The sequence below is a fragment of the Bacteroides propionicigenes genome (assembly GCF_018390535.1).
GTDB classification, from domain to species: domain Bacteria; phylum Bacteroidota; class Bacteroidia; order Bacteroidales; family Bacteroidaceae; genus Bacteroides; species Bacteroides propionicigenes.
The window spans coordinates 147,362-166,837 of record NZ_JAHBBW010000009.1; the positions used below are offsets into that span (position 1 = coordinate 147,362).

Sequence of the window (19,476 nt, forward strand, 5' to 3'; positions counted from 1 at the left end):
TTCTTTGAGTTGGAGAGTGTGCCAAAATGTAAAGCCTGTCAACATTCTGGCGCACTTCTTCTCCTTTATTTGTTGGCGTCCGGGAAAAAAGATGTATATTTGTTCTGTCGTTATCTAAAAGCGTACGTATATGAATAACAAAATCTATCCTATCGGCATACAGAACTTCGAGAGCCTTCGCAGGGATGGTTATTTCTATGTTGATAAAACAGCGTTGATTTATCAAATGGCAAAGACCGGACGTTATTATTTTCTCAGTCGTCCGCGCCGTTTCGGAAAAAGTTTACTGATTTCTACTATCGAGGCTTATTTCCGGGGGAAGAAAGAGTTGTTCGAGGGATTGGCGATAGAGAAGCTGGAAAAAGAATGGTTGGAATATCCCATTCTGCATCTGGACTTGAATATAGAGAAGTATGATACCGTCAATAGTCTGGATAAAATCCTGAATAAACATCTTTCTGATTGGGAAGAAAAATATGGTACTCGTTCCTCCGAAACATCTTTTTCCCTGCGCTTTGCCGGAGTGGTTCGGCGTGCCTGCGAACAGGCGGGACGCCCGGTCGTGATCCTTGTGGACGAATATGACAAACCCATGCTTCAGGCTATCGGCAACGAAGAGCTGCAGAGGGAATACCGTAATACTCTGAAACCTTTCTATGGCGTACTGAAAACAATGGACGGCTGCATCAAGTTTGCCATGCTGACAGGAGTCACCAAGTTCGGCAAGGTCAGCGTGTTCAGTGACTTGAACAATTTGGAAGATCTTTCGATGTGGAACGAATACGTCGCTCTTTGCGGCATTACCGACAAGGAACTGCATGAAACACTGGAAGCGGAAATGCGCGAATTTGCCGCTGTGCAAGGTACTACGTACGAGCAGTTCTGCAACAAGTTACGTGAGTATTACGATGGCTATCACTTTACGCACAACTCCGTCGGTTTGTACAACCCTTTCAGTTTGCTCAATGCTTTCAAGCGTAAGGAGTTCGGCAGCTATTGGTTTGAGACGGGTACACCTACCTATCTCGTGAAGCTGCTGAAGAAGCATCATTACGATTTGGAGCGCATGGCCTACGAAGAAACCGATGCCCAAGTGCTGAACAGCATTGACTCTGAATCTACCAATCCTATCCCTGTAATTTACCAAAGCGGTTATCTCACGATAAAAGGGTATGATGAACGCTTCGGCATTTATACGCTGGGCTTTCCGAACCGTGAAGTAGAGGAAGGCTTTGTCCGTTTTCTACTGCCTTTCTATGCGAATACAAACAGAATAGACGCCCCGTTTGAAATACAGAAATTTGTTCGCGAAATAGAAAACGGAGACTATGACGCTTTCTTTTGCCGCCTGCAGAGTTTCTTTGCAGATACGCCCTACGAACTGGTTCGTGACTTGGAACTGCATTATCAAAATGTACTCTTCATCGTTTTTAAGCTGATGGGTTTCTATACTAAAGTGGAATATCACACCAGCGAAGGTCGCATAGATCTTGTGTTGCAGACGGATAAATATATCTATATTATGGAATTCAAGCTGGATGGTACAGCGGAGGAAGTCTTGCTGCAAATCAATGAGAAGCAATATGCCTTACCTTTTGCGGCTGACAACCGTAAACTCTTTAAGATAGGGGTGAACTTCAGCACACAGACGCGAAACATTGAGCGTTGGGTTGTGGAATGATTGAAAACTATTTCCCGTACAGCTTGTCAATCAAATCTTGCCGTCCTATCCGTCTCAGTTCATTGATGATATTTCTCCGTTCTTCGGGTTTATACCAGAAGAAGAACTGGCGTTGCGCCAATTTCTCGCGCTGTGTCTTGGCACTGAACACCGGCTCCAGTGTATAAGGATGGAAGCCTGTGTACCATGCTTCGGTGGCTACCGTCATAGGGGTGGGAGTAAAGTCCTGTACCTGCTCCAGATGGAAATCCAACCGCTTGGTGATGACGGCAAGTTCCGCCATATCCTCTTCCTTACAACCGGGATGACTGGAGATGAAGTAGGGGATGAGCTGCTGCCGCAAGCCTTCTTCACGATTGATTCGGTCGAATATTTTCTTGAACTCTCCGAACTGGCTGAAGGATGGTTTGCGCATGATGTTGAGCACACGTTCCGAGGTGTGTTCCGGTGCAACTTTAAGACGGCCGCTTACGTGACGGGCTATGAGTTCGCGGGTGTATTGCTGCGTGCTTTTATTGGTTTTGGGGTCTTTGCTCTGATGCAGCAACAAGTCGTAGCGCACACCGCTGCCTATAAATGACTTTTTGATGCCCGGCAGGCTGTCTACCGCATGATAGATATCGAGTAGCGGGCTGTGGTCTGTGTTCAGGTTAGGGCATACTTTGGGATGGATGCACGACGGGCGCTTGCACTTCTTGCATACGGCTTCATCACGTCCCCGCATCTTGTACATATTGGCGGAAGGGCCTCCCAAATCGCTAAGATAGCCTTTGAAATCCGGTAATTCCATTACGGCCTTTACTTCCTTTAAGATACTTTCCTTGCTGCGGCTGACGATGAATTTGCCCTGATGCGCCGAAATGGTACAGAAAGCACAGCCGCCGAAACATCCGCGGTGGATATTGACGGAGAACTTAATCATGTCGTATGCCGGTATGCGTTTCCCTTTGTATTTGGGGTGTGGAAGGCGGGTGTAGGGCAGGTCGAAAGAACGGTCGAGTTCCGCTTCTGTCAAGGGAGGATAAGGCGGATTGACAACAACTGTGTGCTTGCCTACGGTTTGCAGGATACGCGAAGCTGCATATTTATTGCTCTCTTCCTCAATATGGCGGAAGTTGGCAGCTTGCTTCTTCTTGTCTTTCAGGCATTCTTCGTGCGGAAAGAGGGTTATGTCTCCTTCCTGTGGCAGAACTTCTTTTTTAGTGAGGTAAGCCAGTTGGGGGATGTCGAAGACAGGCTGTTGTTGCTTCAACCTTTTCACAAGTTCCACAATGGGCTTCTCACCCATGCCGTATATCAGTGCATCGGCACCGCTATCCGTAAGAATACTTGGGCGTACGCGGTCTTGCCAGTAGTCGTAATGGGTCAGCCGGCGCATACTTGCCTCGATGCCACCCAATATGACGGGTACATCGGGGTATAGCTTTTTCAGGATTTGCGTATAGACAATCGAGGGATATTCGGGACGCATATCCGGACGTGCATCGGGAGTATAGGCGTCATCACTGCGGAGACGCTTGTTGGCAGTATATTTGTTGACCATACTGTCCATACAGCCTGCACTGACACCAAAGAAAAGGCGGGGACGTCCCAGTTTCTTGAAGTCACGCAAGTCATCGCGCCAGTTGGGTTGGGGAATAATCGCCACACGCAACCCTTCCGCTTCGAGTATGCGCCCTATTACGGCTGCTCCGAATGACGGATGATCCACATATGCATCACCGCTGAACAAAATAACGTCCAACTCATCCCACCCGTGAAGTTCCACTTCTTTCTTGGTTGTAGGCAACCAGTCAGTCAGTTTGTATTCTTTCATGGGTGCAAAGATACGGAAAGTTTTAATCACTTGCAGAACTGCACCAGCATTTCCTCTCCGTCATAAATTTCGCGAAAACCGATTTGTTGCTCGGCAAGATACTCCTTGAGGTCATTAAAGGCGGTTGCGTCGTCCATAATGATTTCCAGTTTCTCGCCTTTTCCGGCTTCGCACATGGCCTTTATAGCGGGGATGAGAGGGCTGTAAAGTTTCTGTCCGCGTGTGTCGATGGTTTTCATTTATCTTCTTCCTCTTCTATGGTTTCTTGTTGGGAAAGCCATTGCAGGTAAAGCTTGATGAGCTGTTGCAACCCGAAGGCCTTCATATTGTTATGATAGATAACGTCGATGCAGAGGTCGAGGAGGTCTTTGCTGTCCTCTTCCTGTGAGGCGATGAGGGAACGGATATTCAGCTTGAGCTTGTCAAGAACAGTTTCGTCTACGATGCCGGTACTGTCGATGAGATGACGGAATAGTCCGTATTTCTCGATGGTGGCAAGGTTCACTTCTGATATTTCTAAGCTGCGGGTTCCGCTGGGATTGGCTTGTATGGTATACATGGCGTTAATGTTTTAATGATTAATGTTTGATAATCTATATTTTCTGTAGAAGCAAAGATAAGTTTTTCACCACAGATAATGCATATTTCCGCAGATTATTTATCAAGATTCTTGTTATTATTTGCGTATTCATCGGGTGTGCCCGCCCTTGCCGTACGAAAGTACACAAAAAAGAGAGGGTTATGTCGAAATGCAAAAGTCCTATCATTAGCTTTTACATTTTGACACAACCCTCTCTTATTGCTATTTAGTAAACATTTACAGCGGAATGTATTCTACGAAAGCTTCCATTGCCTCGTAAGATGCAAGTCCCAGACTGTCGTACAGTGCGGCTGTACCACGGTTGCGGTCCTCGCTGCGCTGCCAGAACAGGCGTTCGTCGTTGCCGAGGAACGGTGCGCTCTCCATCTGGCTTTGGTGTTTCAGGATAGAGTTACGTTTGGCACGCAATTCTTCCGGGCTGATAGGCACTGCCATTTCAATGTTTTCAATTTCCCATTCTGCCCATGCGCCGCGATACATCCAGATGCGGCAGTCTTTCAGCCATTTGGCGCCCTCTTCCTTTTCAAGGTCGATGGCTGCAAATACGGCATCCGTACAAACACGGTGTGTGCCGTGCGGGTCGGCAAGGTCGCCGGCTACAAAGATTTGGTGAGGTTTCACTTCGCGCAACAGGTTACGTACGATTTCCACATCGGCTTCGCTGATAGGGTTCTTCTGAATCTTACCTGTTTCGTAGAACGGCAGGTCGAGGAAGTGGCAGTGATCCAACGGAATGTTGTTGTATGTACAAGCGGTACGTGCTTCGCCGCGACGTATCAGACCTTTGATGGTCAGGATGTCGCGAGTGTCCATGTCACCGTCTTTCTTATCTTTCAAGTAGTTGCGGATTTCCGTGTATTTCTCGTTGATAACCTGGTCTTCACTGTTGTTGAAGAGTTGGTTGAAACCGTTGATGAAGTGCAGGAAGCGGATTACTTCTTCATCGCCTACGGCAATGTTGCCGGAAGTCTCATATGCCACATGCACGTCGTGTTTCTGTTCTACCAGACGACGGATAGTGCCCCCCATGGATATAACATCATCATCCGGATGCGGAGAGAATACGATGATACGCTTGGGGTACGGTTTCGCACGTTCGGGACGATAGGTATCGTCTGCGTTCGGCTTGCCGCCCGGCCAACCGGTGATGGTGTGCTGCAGGTCATTGAAAATCTTGATATTTACGTTGTATGCAGAACCGTAAAGGGCAAGCAATTCGCTCAGACCGTTTTCGTTGTAGTCTTTATTGGTCAGCTTCAGAATCGGTTTCCCGGTCAGTTGGCACAACCAGACAATGGCGCTGCGAATCAGCTTGTCGTTCCATTCGCAGGAAGTCACCAGCCAGGGACGTTGGATACGTGTCAGGTTGGCGGCAGCCGAAAGGTCGATAGCAATATGGGCATTGTTGTGCGTTTGCAGATAAGATGCGGGAATGGTATCCGTAACATTGCCTTCCACACATTCTTTCACCATTTTGGCTTTTTCTTCACCCCATGCCAGCAGATATACTTTCTTGGCGGAGAGAATCGTAGCCACACCCATAGTGATGGAGCTTATCGGGGTATTTTCAATAGTACCGAACGTCTTGGATGCTTCGTTGCGCGAGTCGCTGTCCAACAGAATCAGACGGGTGGTGGAGTTCAGGCGTGAACCCGGTTCGTTGAACCCGATGTTGCCGACACGTCCGATACCCAATACGGCTATGTCAATTCCGCCAAAGCTTTCGATACGTTGCTCGTACAAGCGGCAGTATTCGAAAATGGTATCTTTGGCAATAGTACCGTTGGGGCTGAACACGTTCTGCATATCAATATCCACGTGGTCGAGGAGCATTTCCTTCAAGGCGTTGAGGTTGCTGTTGACCGCGTCCGATGCCAGAGGATAGTACTCATACAGGTTGAATACCACTACATTGCGGAAACTCAGTCCTTCTTCTTTATGCATACGTACAAGGGCCGAATATACATTGCGCGGAGAGTTACCGCCTGCCAAGGCAAGCACGCAGAAGCGTCCGGCTTTCTGCTTGTCACGAATCACTTGTGCAATGTCCAACGCAATTTGGTTGGCTCCTTCTTCGGGAGACTCGTAAATGTCGGTCGGAATTTTTTCGAGACGTGTCAGTACCGACCGTTCGAAAGCGTTCTCAGGTCTGTAGTACCTGGGGGATACTCTGTTTAGAGTAATTTGAGAACTAAGATTGGTTTTCATACAATAATTTGGTTATTAATAAAATGATTAAAGCTGTTCGCTTATTCAAAACTTAACAAAAATACGAAAAACAAAGTTCATTCGCATTATGTTGAGATAAATTTTATGATAAAGTATTGGTTTCAGGTACTAATTTACCCATTGCCCATACTGCTCTTATCTTTAATTCTTCGTCCATAACGATAATATCAGCGTCTTTTTCCTTCTGGAGCGATCCCTTGCGGTCATATACACCCATGATGCGTGCCGGTGTTTCGGACACCATACGCACGGCGTCTGCCAAAGGTATGTCAGCTTTCTGTACCATTGTGCGTATCAGGCGGTCCATGGTTGCCACACTGCCGGCAAGGGCGGAGTGGTCTGCCAGCTTGCATACGCCGTCTTCAATGATGACACGAGGGTCGAAGGCCTCTTTGCTGTCACTTGCGGCACATGCCAGGGCGTCGGTGATGGCGCACATCCGTTCCACGCCTTTTATCTTGTAGACCAGACGCAGGATTGTGGGCGGTACGTGAATTCCGTCGGCCACTACTTCCACTGTCATATCGTCCATGAGGTAAATGCTTTCCACAGTTCCTTCGTATTTATATTCGCGGCGTTTGTGGAATCCGGGCATTGCGTTGTAGAAGTGTGTGGCATGTGTATATCCGGCTTCATAGGCGGTGCGTATATCTTCAAATTCGGCTTGGGTATGGGCTACCGAAGCCAAGATGCCTTTTCCGGTGATGTATTTACCGAACTGCATGGCTCCGGGCAATTCGGGAGCGGCATCCCAGCGTTTGATGCAGTGCCAGTTTTCTACGATAGGGATATATTCGTTAGGATCGGGATTCTTGATGTTCTCGGGCATCTGTCCGCCTGCCATTGCCATATTCAGATAGTGCCCCTCGAGATGAAGACCCAGTATCGGACTATCTTTTTCAGCCATCATCTTCGTGCAAGTTTCCGCCGCCTGCTCAATCATCGGTACGGTGGAGGAGGACAGGGTAGGGAATATGCTGGTAGTTCCGTATTTCATGTGGGTCTTGACAGCACCTCGGAAAGCATCTTCGGTACATTCCATGAAATCGCGTCCGCCGCCGCCATGCGCATGGATTTCTACACCGCCGGGCAGTACATACATTCCTTTTACATCAATCAGCTGTGCACCGATAACGGCAAGATCGCAATTGGTTACTTCTAAAATTTTTCCGTCTCTGATAAGTACGGAACCGTCCTTGAGCCATCCTTGCGGGGTCAAGATACGTGCGTTGATAAGTTGAGTCAACATAGGATTTAGGGGTTAGTGTTAATAAATAAATTGTGTCAGTCGTTAGACATCGTTTCAAAGGACAAAAATAACTACTTTTTGGGTAAGATGCGCTTATACGTTTAGATATTTTCATTAAATACTCTAAAATTTGATGCGTAATATTTAAAGAAATACCTATTTAATATCTTTTAATCAGGATGATGGTAGGCGGGAACTTTAATTTCGTTATTTTGTTTTACCTATAATAAACTTATAAAACTATTGATTATGAAAACATGGAAAGTAGAAGCAGCTATTATTGCCCTCGGTATGGTTTTGCTGGGAGTGGTAATAAAATGGGGTATAAACGACTTTATAGACAAAGAACGTATTGTCAGTGTAAAGGGGCTGGCAGAAATGGAAGTTCCCGCTGATAAGGTGATATGGCCTTTGATGTACAAGGACATCGGGAATGACCCGTCTTTGCTCTATGCCAATATGGAACAGAAGAATAAGGCTATTGTGAAGTTCCTGGAAAGCAACGGCATCGCGAAAGAAGAAATCAGTATCGCCCCTCCGGAGGTGATAGATATGCAGGCCGAACGCTATGGAAACCGCGATATAGTTTATCGGTATAATGCCACATCGGTCATTACGGTTACTTCAAAGGATGTGGATAAAGTGCGGAAGCTGATGTCGGAGCAAGCCGAACTGCTGAAACAGGGCATTGCCATTAGCGGAGGTGATTATCGCTATAACGTAGTGTATGAGTTTACAGGCTTGAACGACGTGAAACCGCAAATGATAGAAGAAGCCACGAAGAATGCCCGTGCAGCTGCCGAGAAGTTTGCAAAAGACTCGGACAGCAGTCTGGGAAAGATACGGAATGCCTCGCAGGGACAATTTTCCATATCGGACAGAGATGCCAATACACCTTATATTAAAAGTATACGCGTAGTGACTACCGTGAATTATTATCTGAAACGATAATGAAAGAATCCGCATCTTTCCATGCGGGAAATTTACTCCTGAATCCTTGCAGTGCGGGAAGTTCAAAGGTGGCGGTGGCAGTTCCTTCTTCATTGTCGGGAACTTGAGCCATCAGTTCACCCTTGTAGGAGTAGATGGCGCTGCCGCCGTTGTAGGGGAATTGATTGCCGTCCGTACCGACGCGGTTAACTCCGCAGACATAACAGATGTTTTCCAGAGCGCGTGCCTGCAAAAGTACATCCCAGACTTTTCGTCGGGGCACGGGCCAGTTGGCAACGTAAATCACCAAATCGTATTCATTGTTTACATTCCGGCTCCACACCGGGAAACGAAGGTCGTAGCACACGAGCAACAGTATGTTCCAACCCCGATACGGGATTATGGTACGACGACTGCCTGCCGTGAAATATTCCGTTTCGCTGCCCATACGGAACAGATGCCGTTTGTCGTAGAAGTAGGTCTCTCCTTCGGGAGTGATGAAAAAGGCGCGGTTGTAGTAGGCGTGGCGTTCGCGGGAAATGTAGCTTCCGGCGATGGCTATCCGGTACTCCGAAGCCCATTGGCGCAAGGTAGTAATGGTATCGCCTGTTACCGGTTCCGCCAGTTTATCGGTGTTCATGCTGAAGCCGGTAGAAAAAGTTTCCGGCAAAACAACAATCTCCGCCGCTCCGCGAAGTGTTTCCAGCTTTTCGCGAAGACAACGGAGATTGTCTTGTTTATTTTCCCAAGCAATATCCGTTTGCAGGATACTGACACGTAGTTGGTTCATTTTGACAAGCGGTTGTTGCCAACCGTTCTTTTAAATCGTTCCGATTGAGAAATTTTCAGGTACCTTTCCATGAAAGTCCTTGAAATAGAGTTTTATCTCATGCATATCCTTTTCAAAATCTCCCGTCGGCATTATTGCTTTGGTGGAGGTTATGGTCTTGGAAGGATAATCTATACCGATTAGCATGATAGGGACTTGTGCTTGCCGGGCGATGAAGTAAAATCCCTTTTTCCAGTTAGGATTGGGCTTACGTGTTCCTTCCGGAGTGATGGCTAAATGGAACTGTTTGCTTTCGGCAAATTTGTGTGCCATTTGGTCCACTAAGGAAGTTTTGCGGTTCCGGTCTACCGGTATACCGCCCACAGCTTTGAATATCAAACCCAACGGGAAGAAAAACCACTCTTTCTTCATCATAAAGCTGGTTTTCCGTCCGATGGCGCCATAAAACAGTTTACCGATAAATAAATCCCAGTTGGATGTATGCGGTGCTGCACAGATGACACATTTGTCATAGTTGGGCACTGTTACATTTGTTTTCCAGCCTAACAGGCGATAATAGATAAAACTATATAGTCTTTTCTTCATTCTTATTATTTAAGTTTGCCGATAGCTTCGATAACTTCGTCCACTTTTGCGTTAAAATCAGAACGGAATTTCTTGTAGTAACCTTTTACATTTCCCGGTTCGGTGTGGCTGATGCGGCTGATGAATTCATCTTGTATTTTCAGAATCTTGCCCATTAGCTCATCGGCTTTCTTTTTGTCTGTTCCGGGCACGTACAGGCTGTTCATCAGACATTCGGCGAATAACTCACCGGTAATATAGTTGACGTTCTTTTTCAATACTCTTCTACTTGCCATAATCTTTACTTTTTATGTGAATAAATTGAATTATTTTCGGTAAAGATAGTGTTTTTCTCAATGAGTGGAGAGGAAAAATGGGATTTTATGTGTTTTTAATGAGAGACGGTTCGTGGAATAATTCTACATTTGTGGAGATTTTCTACAATCCAAGTGTGGAATATAAATAGGGTATGAGTACCTTATATATGCGTTTACAGCTGATAATTAAACTATTATATAACAAAGATAGCCCCTTGCCGGCTTTTGGCATTGCGTTTGCTTTGAATAAAAGAAACAGGGTTAATTTTAATAAACAAACAAGCATGAGACTATTTTTTACGAAAAGAGAATTAAAGCTGAGAAAAAAAAGGGTAATAATGATGATAGCCTGTATGGCGGTGCTGCTTGCCGGTTATCTGATATTGACTTGGCCGAAAAAAGTTCAGCCGGAGGCTCCCACTGTAATTGTGGAGCCTGCCGAAGTGGGTGATGTGGAAATTTTCGGTGAATATGTAGGCCGTATTCGTGCGCAGCAGTTTGTGGAAGTACGTGCACGCGTGGAGGGTTATTTGGAAAGTATGCTTTTCGCCGAAGGTAAATATGTAACCAAGAATCAAGTCTTGTTTGTCATCAATCAGGACCAGTATCGTGCAAAGGCTGATAAGGCTCGTGCACAGTTGAAGAAAGACGAGGCGCAAGCGTTGAAAGCCAAGCGTGACTTGGAACGTATTCGGCCTTTGTATGCGCAGAATGCCGCCAGCCAGTTGGATTTGGATAATGCACAGGCAGCTTATGAAACTGCCGAGGCTTCTGTTTCCATGAGCCAAGCCGATTTGGATCAGGCGGAACTGGAATTGGGTTATACCATTGTACGTTCCCCCCTGTCGGGACATATCAGTGAAAGGAATGTAGACTTGGGAACACTGGTGGGACCGGGAGCCAAATCCTTGCTTGCCACTGTAGTGAAGAGCGATACGGTGCTGGTTGATTTCAGTATGACTGCATTGGATTACCTTAAAAGCAAGGAACGTAATATCGAAATAGGCCGTCAGGACTCTACCCGTTCTTGGCAGCCCAATATTACGATTACTTTGGCAGATAACACTGTCTATCCTTATAAAGGTTATGTAGATTTTGCCGAACCGCAGGTTGATCCGCAGACTGGTACATTCTCCGTCCGTGCCGAGATGCCCAATCCGAACAGGGTATTATTGCCGGGGCAGTTTACGAAAGTGAAACTGTTGCTGGATGTACGCGAGGGTGCGGTAGCGGTTCCTCAAAAGGCGGTTACCATTGAAAAGGGCGGAGCTTATATTTATGTAATGCGCCGCGACTCTACGGTTGAGAAACGTTTCATCGAATTAGGACCGGAGTTTGGCAACAACATGGTTGTTGAACGCGGACTGGTGGCAGGCGAGCAGGTAGTGACAGAAGGTTTCCACAAGCTCACTCCGGGTATGAAAGTACGTGCGCAGGCCGTTTCCGAGAATAAATCACAGGATAACAATCTCTCAAAGTAATGACAGTATGAAAGTGACTTTCTTTATAGACCGCCCGGTATTCTCGGCGGTGATATCGATTGTGATTGTGATTGTCGGTATCATCGGTCTGACGATGCTTCCGGTGGATCAATATCCGCAGATAACGCCTCCTGTTGTGAAAATCAGCGCCTCCTATCCGGGAGCAAGTGCACTGACCGTATCGCAAGCGGTGGCAACTCCTATCGAACAGGAAATAAACGGTACTCCGGGTATGTTGTATATGGAGTCCAACAGTTCAAACTCCGGCGGTTTCTCGGCAACGGTGACTTTTGATGTGTCTGCCGACCCCGATTTGGCTGCCGTAGAAATTCAGAACCGCGTGAAGCTGGCGGAAAACCGCCTGCCTGCCGAAGTTATCCAAAACGGTATTTCGGTGGAGAAGCAAGCCCCCAGCCAGTTAATGACTATCTGTTTGACTTCCAGTGACCCGAAGTTCGATGAAATCTATTTGAGTAACTTTGCTACCATCAACGTGCTCGACCTCTTGCGTCGTATTCCCGGTGTGGGACGTGTGTCCAATATCGGTAGCCGTTACTATGCCATGCAGATTTGGGCTATGCCGGACAAGCTGGCGAACTTCGGTTTGACTGTGCAGGATTTGCAGAACGCATTGAAGGATCAGAACCGCGAGTCGGCTGCCGGTGTATTGGGACAACAACCGGTACAAGGTTTGGACATTACTATTCCTATTACAACTCAAGGTCGTCTGAGTTCCGTAAAGCAATTTGAGGATATTGTAGTCCGTGCCAATGCCAACGGGTCTATTATCCGTCTCCGCGATGTGGCGCGTGTATCGCTCGAAGCCTCTTCGTACAGTACGGAAAGCGGCATCAATGGCGAAAATGCAGCCGTTCTCGGTATCTATATGCTTCCGGGAGCTAATGCTATGGAAGTGGCGGACAATGTGAAGAAGGCAATGGAAGAAATCAGTGCGAACTTTCCTGAAGGAATGAGCTACGAGATACCGTTTGATATGACTACCTATATTTCGGAGTCTATTCACGAGGTATATAAAACATTGTTCGAGGCATTGGTTCTGGTGGTATTGGTGGTGTTCCTTTCGCTGCAAAGTTGGCGCGCAACTTTAATTCCTGTTGTCGCAGTGCCCATATCCTTGATAGGTACTTTCGGCTTCATGCTGATTTTCGGCTTCTCGTTGAACATCTTGACTTTGTTGGGATTGATTCTCGCTATCGGTATTGTGGTGGATGATGCCATTGTGGTGGTGGAGAATGTAGAACATTTAATGGAGACGGAAAAACTTTCACCTTATGAGGCAACCAAGAAAGCTATGAGCGGTTTGACAGGCGCTTTGATCGCTACCTCGTTGGTACTCTGTGCCGTATTTGTTCCGGTAAGTTTCCTAAGCGGCATCACCGGACAGTTATATCGCCAGTTTACCATTACTATTGCGGTATCCGTATTACTCTCTACGGTTGTGGCGTTGACGCTTAGCCCTGTGATGTGCTCGCTTATCCTGAAGCCCGGTAGCGGAAAGAAAAAGAATATTGTGTTCCGCAAGATTAATGAATGGCTGAATATCAGCAACCATAAGTATGTCGGTGTTATCAGTCGCGTCATCAAGCATCCCAGACGCTTGATGAGTACATTCGGTATGGTACTGATTGCTATTTTCATTATTCACCGTCTGATACCTACCAGCTTCTTGCCGGCCGAAGACCAAGGCTATTTTAAAGTAGAACTGGAACTGCCGGAGGGCGCTACACTGGAACGCACTCGCGTGGTGACCGATCGTGCGGTGAAGTATTTGGAACAGAACCCGTATGTGGCTTATGTGCAGAATGTAACGGGTAGCAGTCCGCGTGTAGGAAGCAATCAGGCACGCAGTGAACTCACTGTTATCTTGAAGCCTTGGGAAGACCGCAAGAACACTACCATTAACGAAATAATGGAGAAAGTGGAAAAGGACTTGACAGAATATCCCGAATGTAAAGTCTATCTCTCCACTCCGCCTGTGATTCCGGGATTGGGAACATCCGGCGGTTTTGAAATGCAACTTGAAGCGCGGGGCGAGGCTACCTTTGACAACTTGGTACAGGCAGCGGATACTTTGATGTACTATGCCCGGAAGCATAAGGAACTGACGGGGCTTTCGTCTTCTTTGCAATCCGAAATCCCGCAACTCTATTTTGATGTAGACCGTGACAAGGTGAAGATGCTGGGTGTGCCGTTGGCGGATGTGTTCTCTACGATGAAAGCCTATACAGGTTCCGTATATGTGAACGACTTCAATATGTTCAACCGTATATATAAAGTGTATATCCAAGCGGAAGCTCCGTATCGTGAGCACAAAGAGAACATTAATCTGTTCTTTGTAAAAGCTGCCAACGGTGCAATGGTTCCGTTGACTTCATTGGGTAATGCATCCTATACCACTGGACCGGGTAGTATCAAACGTTTCAATATGTTTACCACTGCCGTTATTCGCGGTTCGGCTGCACAAGGTTACAGCTCCGGTCAGGCTATGGAGATTATGGAACAGATAGCGCGCGACCATTTGCCGGATAATATAGGTATTGAGTGGAGCGGACTTTCCTATCAGGAAAAGAAGGCAGGCGGTCAAACCGGATTGGTGCTGACATTGGTGTTCCTTTTCGTGTTCCTCTTTTTGGCTGCGCAATATGAAAGCTGGACAGTGCCCATCGCAGTATTGCTTTCCTTGCCTGTAGCTGCTTTAGGAGCTTATTTAGGTGTTGCCGTTTGTGGTTTGGAGAATGATATCTACTTCCAGATAGGTTTGGTAATGCTTGTGGGACTTGCGGCGAAGAATGCCATCCTTATCGTAGAGTTTGCCAAAGTGCAGGTAGATAACGGGGGAGACTTGGTACAGTCGGCTATTCATGCCGCCCAACTTCGTTTCCGTCCTATTTTGATGACCTCCCTTGCCTTCGTACTGGGTATGCTTCCTATGGTGCTTGCAAGCGGACCGGGTTCTGCAAGCCGTCAGGCAATCGGTACGGGAGTTTTCTTCGGAATGATCTTTGCCATTGTATTCGGCATTGTACTTGTACCGTTCTTCTTTGTCCTGATTTATAAGGCAAAGGCGAAAGTACAGCACAAAATCAAGAAAGACTGATGATAATATTGTAAACGAATTCTGATTACAAACTTATGAAAAGAAAAAAAATATATATACTTCTGTTGCTCACCTCGGTTCTTTTTGCATCTTGTAAGGTAGGCAAGAGTTATGTCCGTCCCGAAATGGCATTGCCCGATAGTCTGGCGCAACAGCAGGATAGTGTCAGCATTGCCGATGAGCAATGGCAGGCGGTTTATACCGATCATACTTTACGCAGCCTGATAGCCCGTGCATTGGAATACAATAAAGATATGCTCATTGCTGCGGCCCGTGTAAAGGAAATGGCAGCGCAGAAACGCATCAGTGTAGCCAATTTGTTGCCTCAGTTGAATGGAACAATAAAAGCGGAACGCGAGGTTGAAAATTATGGCGGCCATAACCGTGATGCAGGAAACGGCTATGAGGCAAAAGCCCTCTTGTCATGGGAGCTTGACCTTTGGGGAAATCTGCGTTGGAAGAAAGTAGCTGCCGTTGCCGATTATCTGCAAAGTGTGGAAGCCCGGCGTGCCCTGCGTATGACGATTGTTTCCGAAGTGGCGCAGGCGTATTACGAATTGGTGGCGCTTGATACCGAATTGGAAATTGTCCGTCAGACCCAAAAAGCCCGTGAAGAAGGCGTACGTCTTGCAAGAATCCGTTTTGAAGGCGGACTTACCTCGGAGACTTCCTACCAGCAGGCACAAGTGGAGCTGGCACGTACCGCTACGCTTGTTCCGGACTTGGAACGCAAAATTTCTATAAAGGAGAATGATATAGCCTTTCTTGCCGGGGAGTTTCCTACCCGTATCGAACGTAGCCGCTTCTTGCAGGAATTGGATGTGCCGGAATCTTTGCCTGTAGGGTTACCGTCCGGTTTATTGGAACGTCGCCCCGATATTCGTGCTGCGGAACAGCAGCTCATAGCGGAACATGCCCGTGTAAAGGTAGCTTATACCAATATGTTTCCCCGTCTGTCGCTTACCGGTCAGTTCGGGTTGGAGAGTGATGTACTGTCCAATTTTCTTCAATCTCCTTATTCATTGTTGAACGGTGCGGTGCTGACTCCGCTTTTCAACTGGGGAAAGAACCGGTCCGCCTTGAAAGCGCAGAAAGCTTCGTTTGAAGCCGAAGTGCATAGCTATGAGAAAACGGTGCTGAATGCTTTCAAGGAAGCCAAGAATGCGATAGTGGATTTCAATAAAATAAAGGAAGTGTACCAGTTGCGTCTCAAGTTGGAACGTTCTGCCAAGACGTACGTTGATTTGGCGCAGTTGCAATATATTAACGGTGTCATTAATTATATGGATGTTCTCGATGCCCAACGCGGGTATTTTGATGCCCAAATCGGTGTCAGCAATGCTATTCGCGACGAACTGATAGCGGTAGTAAATGTTTATAAAGCTCTGGGAGGAGGTTGGCAGATTGCTAATTAGTTATATTATTTCGTTCACAGGCTTTCATATTTCAGAAAAAAGAGCGAAATTTGCGACGCTTTTAAACGGAACTTTATTAACACCTTTAAATAATTAAGAGAAATGACTAAAAGTGCATTGCAAATTGCAAGGGCTGCCTATCAGCCCAAACTTCCGAAAGCGCTGAGAGGTACTGTGAAAGCAGTGGCTGGTGCAGCTACTCAGTCGGTAGCCGATCAGGAAGATATCAAGAAATTGTTCCCCAACACCTATGGAATGCCTTTGATTAAATTCGAAGCTACTGATGAGGTAACTAACTTCCCCGCTATGAACGTGGGTGTTATCCTTTCGGGTGGTCAGGCTCCCGGCGGTCACAATGTAATTTCCGGTATCTTCGACGGCATTAAGAAGTTGAACAAAGACAGCAAACTGTATGGTTTCATCCTCGGCCCCGGTGGCTTGGTAGATCATAACTACATGGAACTGACTGCCGACATCATTGACGAGTACCGCAATACCGGCGGTTTCGACATTATCGGTTCCGGTCGTACTAAGTTGGAAAAAGAAGACCAATTTGAGAAAGGTCTGGAAATTCTGAAAGAGCTGGACATCAAGGCACTGGTTATCATCGGCGGTGATGACTCTAATACAAATGCCTGCGTATTGGCAGAGTATTATGCAGCCAAGAACTATGGCGTACAGGTTATCGGTTGCCCGAAAACTATCGACGGCGACTTGAAGAATGAAATGATCGAGACTTCTTTCGGATTCGATACAGCTTGTAAGACTTATTCTGAAGTAATCGGTAATATCCAGCGTGACTGTAACTCTGCACGTAAGTACTGGCACTTCATCAAGCTGATGGGACGCTCCGCTTCTCATATCGCTTTGGAATGCGCATTGCAGGTACAACCTAATATCTGTATTGTTTCAGAAGAAGTTGAAGCTAAAGATATGTCTTTGGATGATATTGTAACTTACATCGCCCAAGTGGTAGCCAACCGTGCCGCCCAAGGCCGTAACTTCGGTACTGTTCTTATCCCCGAAGGTTTGGTTGAGTTCATCCCGGCTATGAAACGTCTTATTGCCGAACTGAATGACTTCTTGGCTGCCAATGCGGAAGAATTTTCTCAGATTAAGAAATCACACCAACGTGACTATATCGTCCGCAAACTTTCTCCGGAAAATGCCGCTATCTATGCAAGCCTTCCCGAAGGTGTTGCACGCCAGCTGACATTGGATCGTGACCCGCACGGAAACGTACAGGTATCTCTCATCGAGACAGAGAAACTGTTGTCCGAAATGGTTGCTGTTAAATTGGCTCAGTGGAAAGAAGAAGGCAAATTCGTAGGCAAGTTCGCTGCACAGCATCACTTCTTCGGCTATGAAGGACGTTGCGCCGCTCCGTCTAACTTCGATGCCGATTATTGCTACTCTTTGGGTTATACGGCATCTGCGCTGATTGCTAACGGCAAGACCGGTTATATGTCTTCCGTACGCAACACTACCGCTCCTGCCGAAGAATGGATTGCAGGCGGTGTGCCCATCACAATGATGATGAACATGGAACGCCGTCATGGTGAAATGAAGCCGGTAATCCAGAAAGCTCTGGTGAAGCTGGATGGCGCTCCTTTCAAGTCATTCGCCGCTCAGCGCGACCGTTGGGCTGTAGAAACAGACTACGTTTATCCGGGTCCTATCCAGTACTTCGGTCCTACGGAAGTTTGTGACCAGCCTACCAAAACTTTGCAACTGGAACAAGGTAAATAATTGAAGTTCCTTAAGAACCTGATATTGATTTTTTAGGCACGGATTTCACGGATTTCACGGAAAAAGAATAAAATATAATCCGTGAAATCTGTGTAATCCGTGCCTGAATTTTATACCACACGCATATGCCTGCTAAAACCGATACTGTGGCTCACCGCAAACCTGTCTCCCGTCGTAAGCCTGCTTCTCGCGGCACTTCTTCCTCCCGGAAAAAGAAACAGGTGTCGTCCCGCACCATGCCTATATGGTTGCGCAATTTGTTGGCGTTTGGCATTATTGCGGTGTTTTCCGTCGGATTTTATTGGTTCTTTATCCGTCCCTATGCTTATCGCTGGAAACCTTGTTACGGACTGAAAGGTTATGGGGTATGTATGCCTTGCAGTTACGAGGTGCATGGTATTGATATTTCCCACTATCAAGGCATTATAGACTGGGATATGCTTCTTCATAATAAGGAGGCGAAATTTCCCATACACTTTATTTTTATGAAAGCTACCGAGGGCGGTGACCACGGTGATGAAACTTTTACCGAGAACTTCAGTCAGGCACGGAAACATGGCTTTATCCGAGGCGCTTATCATTATTTCCTGCCTAAGACGGATGCGCACAAACAAGCTGATTTCTTCATTCGTACCGTACAGCTCTCAAAAGGTGATCTTCCACCTGTTCTTGATGTGGAAACTACGGGGAAAAAGTCACCGCAGGAACTGAAAACAGCTGTTAAGACGTGGCTTGATAGGATAGAGGCGCATTATGGCGTAAAGCCGATTCTTTACACTTCCTATAAATTCAAGAAACGTTATCTCAACGATTCTATTTTCAACTCTTATCCTTACTGGATAGCCCATTATTACGTTGATTCCGTAAAGTACGAGGGTAAATGGCATTTTTGGCAACATACCGATGTAGGCAATGTTCCCGGTATCAATGAAGAAGTCGATCTGAATGTCTTTAACGGTACATTGGAGGAGTTGCTGGGCATGACTTTGCAGTAGTTAACTTCATAGATGCAAGAAGTTAACTTTCAGATGCCTACTTAGTTAACTTCTTTACACCTGTTTTGTTAACATCCTACCGCTCTTGATGTTAACTTCCTGTTTTCCTTTTTTCTTTCCCCTGTGCCGCACGCAATAGGTTATTTCCCTTTGGCGGTAAATCTCTTTTTCATAATCAGTTTAGTGTGTTGATAAATAGGCTGTAATGCTAATCAGAAGTACGAATTAGTGCTAATGATGAGAGGGCTTATGGAATATGGAAAAGTGTTTTTTAGACGTTCGTTTAATGTGCGCAAAGATACGTGTTGTTTTTGAAATGAACAAAATGTTCAATAAAAATATTCTTATGAATCATAAAATCTATAAGCAATACATTGTTTATCAATCTATTGGCTAAATCCTTGTTCATCTTTATTTTTTGCTATTTTTTAGGTATTCCTTTCCCTATGTCTTTCTGAAATTTTGACGTTTTTTAAACGAACGTCTAAAAAACAGTTTTTGTGTTATAATCCGTTTGTTTACAGTAGTTTACCCGTACACT

The 19,476-nt window shown here is 46.3% G+C and carries 15 protein-coding genes; 7 read left to right on the forward strand and 8 right to left on the reverse strand.

Annotation, left to right across the window (positions count from 1 at the left end):
• Nucleotides 1–130: 130 nt before the first annotated feature.
• Nucleotides 131–1,681 (forward strand): ATP-binding protein, encoded by a 1,551-nt coding sequence (locus KG118_RS12195; RefSeq protein ID WP_117712813.1) that lies wholly within the window; start codon nt 131–133, stop codon nt 1,679–1,681.
• Between the two features lie 7 nt (nt 1,682–1,688).
• On the opposite strand, the gene KG118_RS12200 is transcribed toward KG118_RS12195, so the two are convergent.
• From KG118_RS12200 to nagA, 5 genes are all read right to left on the reverse strand, one after another.
• Nucleotides 1,689–3,497, reverse strand: coding sequence for a YgiQ family radical SAM protein (locus tag KG118_RS12200; protein WP_117712812.1), 1,809 nt, complete (start codon nt 3,495–3,497; stop codon nt 1,689–1,691).
• 26 nt (nt 3,498–3,523) lie between these two features.
• Entirely contained in the window at nt 3,524–3,736 is a 213-nt protein-coding gene (locus KG118_RS12205) for a sulfurtransferase TusA family protein (protein ID WP_117712811.1), read from the reverse strand.
• On the reverse strand, nt 3,733–4,056 hold the full coding sequence (locus KG118_RS12210) for a hypothetical protein (protein ID WP_117712810.1): 324 nt from the start codon (nt 4,054–4,056) through the stop codon (nt 3,733–3,735). Before KG118_RS12210 ends, KG118_RS12205 begins: the two co-directional genes overlap by 4 nt.
• A gap of 258 nt (nt 4,057–4,314) precedes the next feature.
• Nucleotides 4,315–6,306, reverse strand: a complete 1,992-nt coding sequence (locus KG118_RS12215) for a glucosamine-6-phosphate deaminase (RefSeq protein ID WP_117712809.1) — start codon at nt 6,304–6,306, stop codon at nt 4,315–4,317.
• Between the two features lie 103 nt (nt 6,307–6,409).
• A complete protein-coding gene (nagA, locus tag KG118_RS12220) occupies nt 6,410–7,576 on the reverse strand; it encodes an N-acetylglucosamine-6-phosphate deacetylase (RefSeq protein WP_117712808.1) in 1,167 nt (388 codons plus the stop codon).
• Between the two features lie 249 nt (nt 7,577–7,825).
• On the opposite strand from nagA, the gene KG118_RS12225 reads away from it, so the two are divergent.
• Nucleotides 7,826–8,527 carry an SIMPL domain-containing protein gene (locus tag KG118_RS12225; protein WP_117712807.1) on the forward strand — a complete coding sequence of 234 codons (702 nt, stop codon included), beginning with the start codon at nt 7,826–7,828 and terminating at the stop codon, nt 8,525–8,527.
• Here the strand turns inward: KG118_RS12225 and KG118_RS12230 are convergent.
• From KG118_RS12230 to KG118_RS12240, 3 genes are read right to left on the reverse strand one after another with little or no spacing between them, the layout of a single operon-like run.
• Nucleotides 8,499–9,296, reverse strand: a complete 798-nt coding sequence (locus KG118_RS12230; RefSeq protein ID WP_117712806.1) for an amidohydrolase — start codon at nt 9,294–9,296, stop codon at nt 8,499–8,501. The two genes, KG118_RS12225 and KG118_RS12230, sit on opposite strands and share 29 nt — an antisense overlap.
• A 30-nt stretch (nt 9,297–9,326) precedes the next feature.
• On the reverse strand, nt 9,327–9,881 hold the full coding sequence (locus tag KG118_RS12235) for a 1-acyl-sn-glycerol-3-phosphate acyltransferase (protein ID WP_117712805.1): 555 nt from the start codon (nt 9,879–9,881) through the stop codon (nt 9,327–9,329).
• Nucleotides 9,882–9,886: 5 nt separating this feature from the next.
• Nucleotides 9,887–10,156, reverse strand: a complete 270-nt coding sequence (locus KG118_RS12240; protein ID WP_117712804.1) for a hypothetical protein — start codon at nt 10,154–10,156, stop codon at nt 9,887–9,889.
• Nucleotides 10,157–10,461: 305 nt separating this feature from the next.
• Between KG118_RS12240 and KG118_RS12245 the strand changes: the two genes are divergently transcribed.
• From KG118_RS12245 to KG118_RS12265, 5 genes are all read left to right on the forward strand, one after another.
• A complete protein-coding gene (locus KG118_RS12245) occupies nt 10,462–11,658 on the forward strand; it encodes an efflux RND transporter periplasmic adaptor subunit (RefSeq protein ID WP_117712856.1) in 1,197 nt (398 codons plus the stop codon).
• A 7-nt stretch (nt 11,659–11,665) separates the two neighbouring features.
• A complete protein-coding gene (locus KG118_RS12250) occupies nt 11,666–14,776 on the forward strand; it encodes an efflux RND transporter permease subunit (RefSeq protein ID WP_117712803.1) in 3,111 nt (1,036 codons plus the stop codon).
• A gap of 35 nt (nt 14,777–14,811) precedes the next feature.
• A complete protein-coding gene (locus KG118_RS12255) occupies nt 14,812–16,191 on the forward strand; it encodes an efflux transporter outer membrane subunit (protein WP_117712802.1) in 1,380 nt (459 codons plus the stop codon).
• A 102-nt stretch (nt 16,192–16,293) separates the two neighbouring features.
• On the forward strand, nt 16,294–17,940 hold the full coding sequence (locus KG118_RS12260) for a diphosphate--fructose-6-phosphate 1-phosphotransferase (RefSeq protein WP_117712801.1): 1,647 nt from the start codon (nt 16,294–16,296) through the stop codon (nt 17,938–17,940).
• A gap of 125 nt (nt 17,941–18,065) precedes the next feature.
• On the forward strand, nt 18,066–18,935 hold the full coding sequence (locus KG118_RS12265) for a glycoside hydrolase family 25 protein (protein ID WP_117712800.1): 870 nt from the start codon (nt 18,066–18,068) through the stop codon (nt 18,933–18,935).
• The last annotated feature ends 541 nt before the right edge of the window (nt 18,936–19,476 follow it).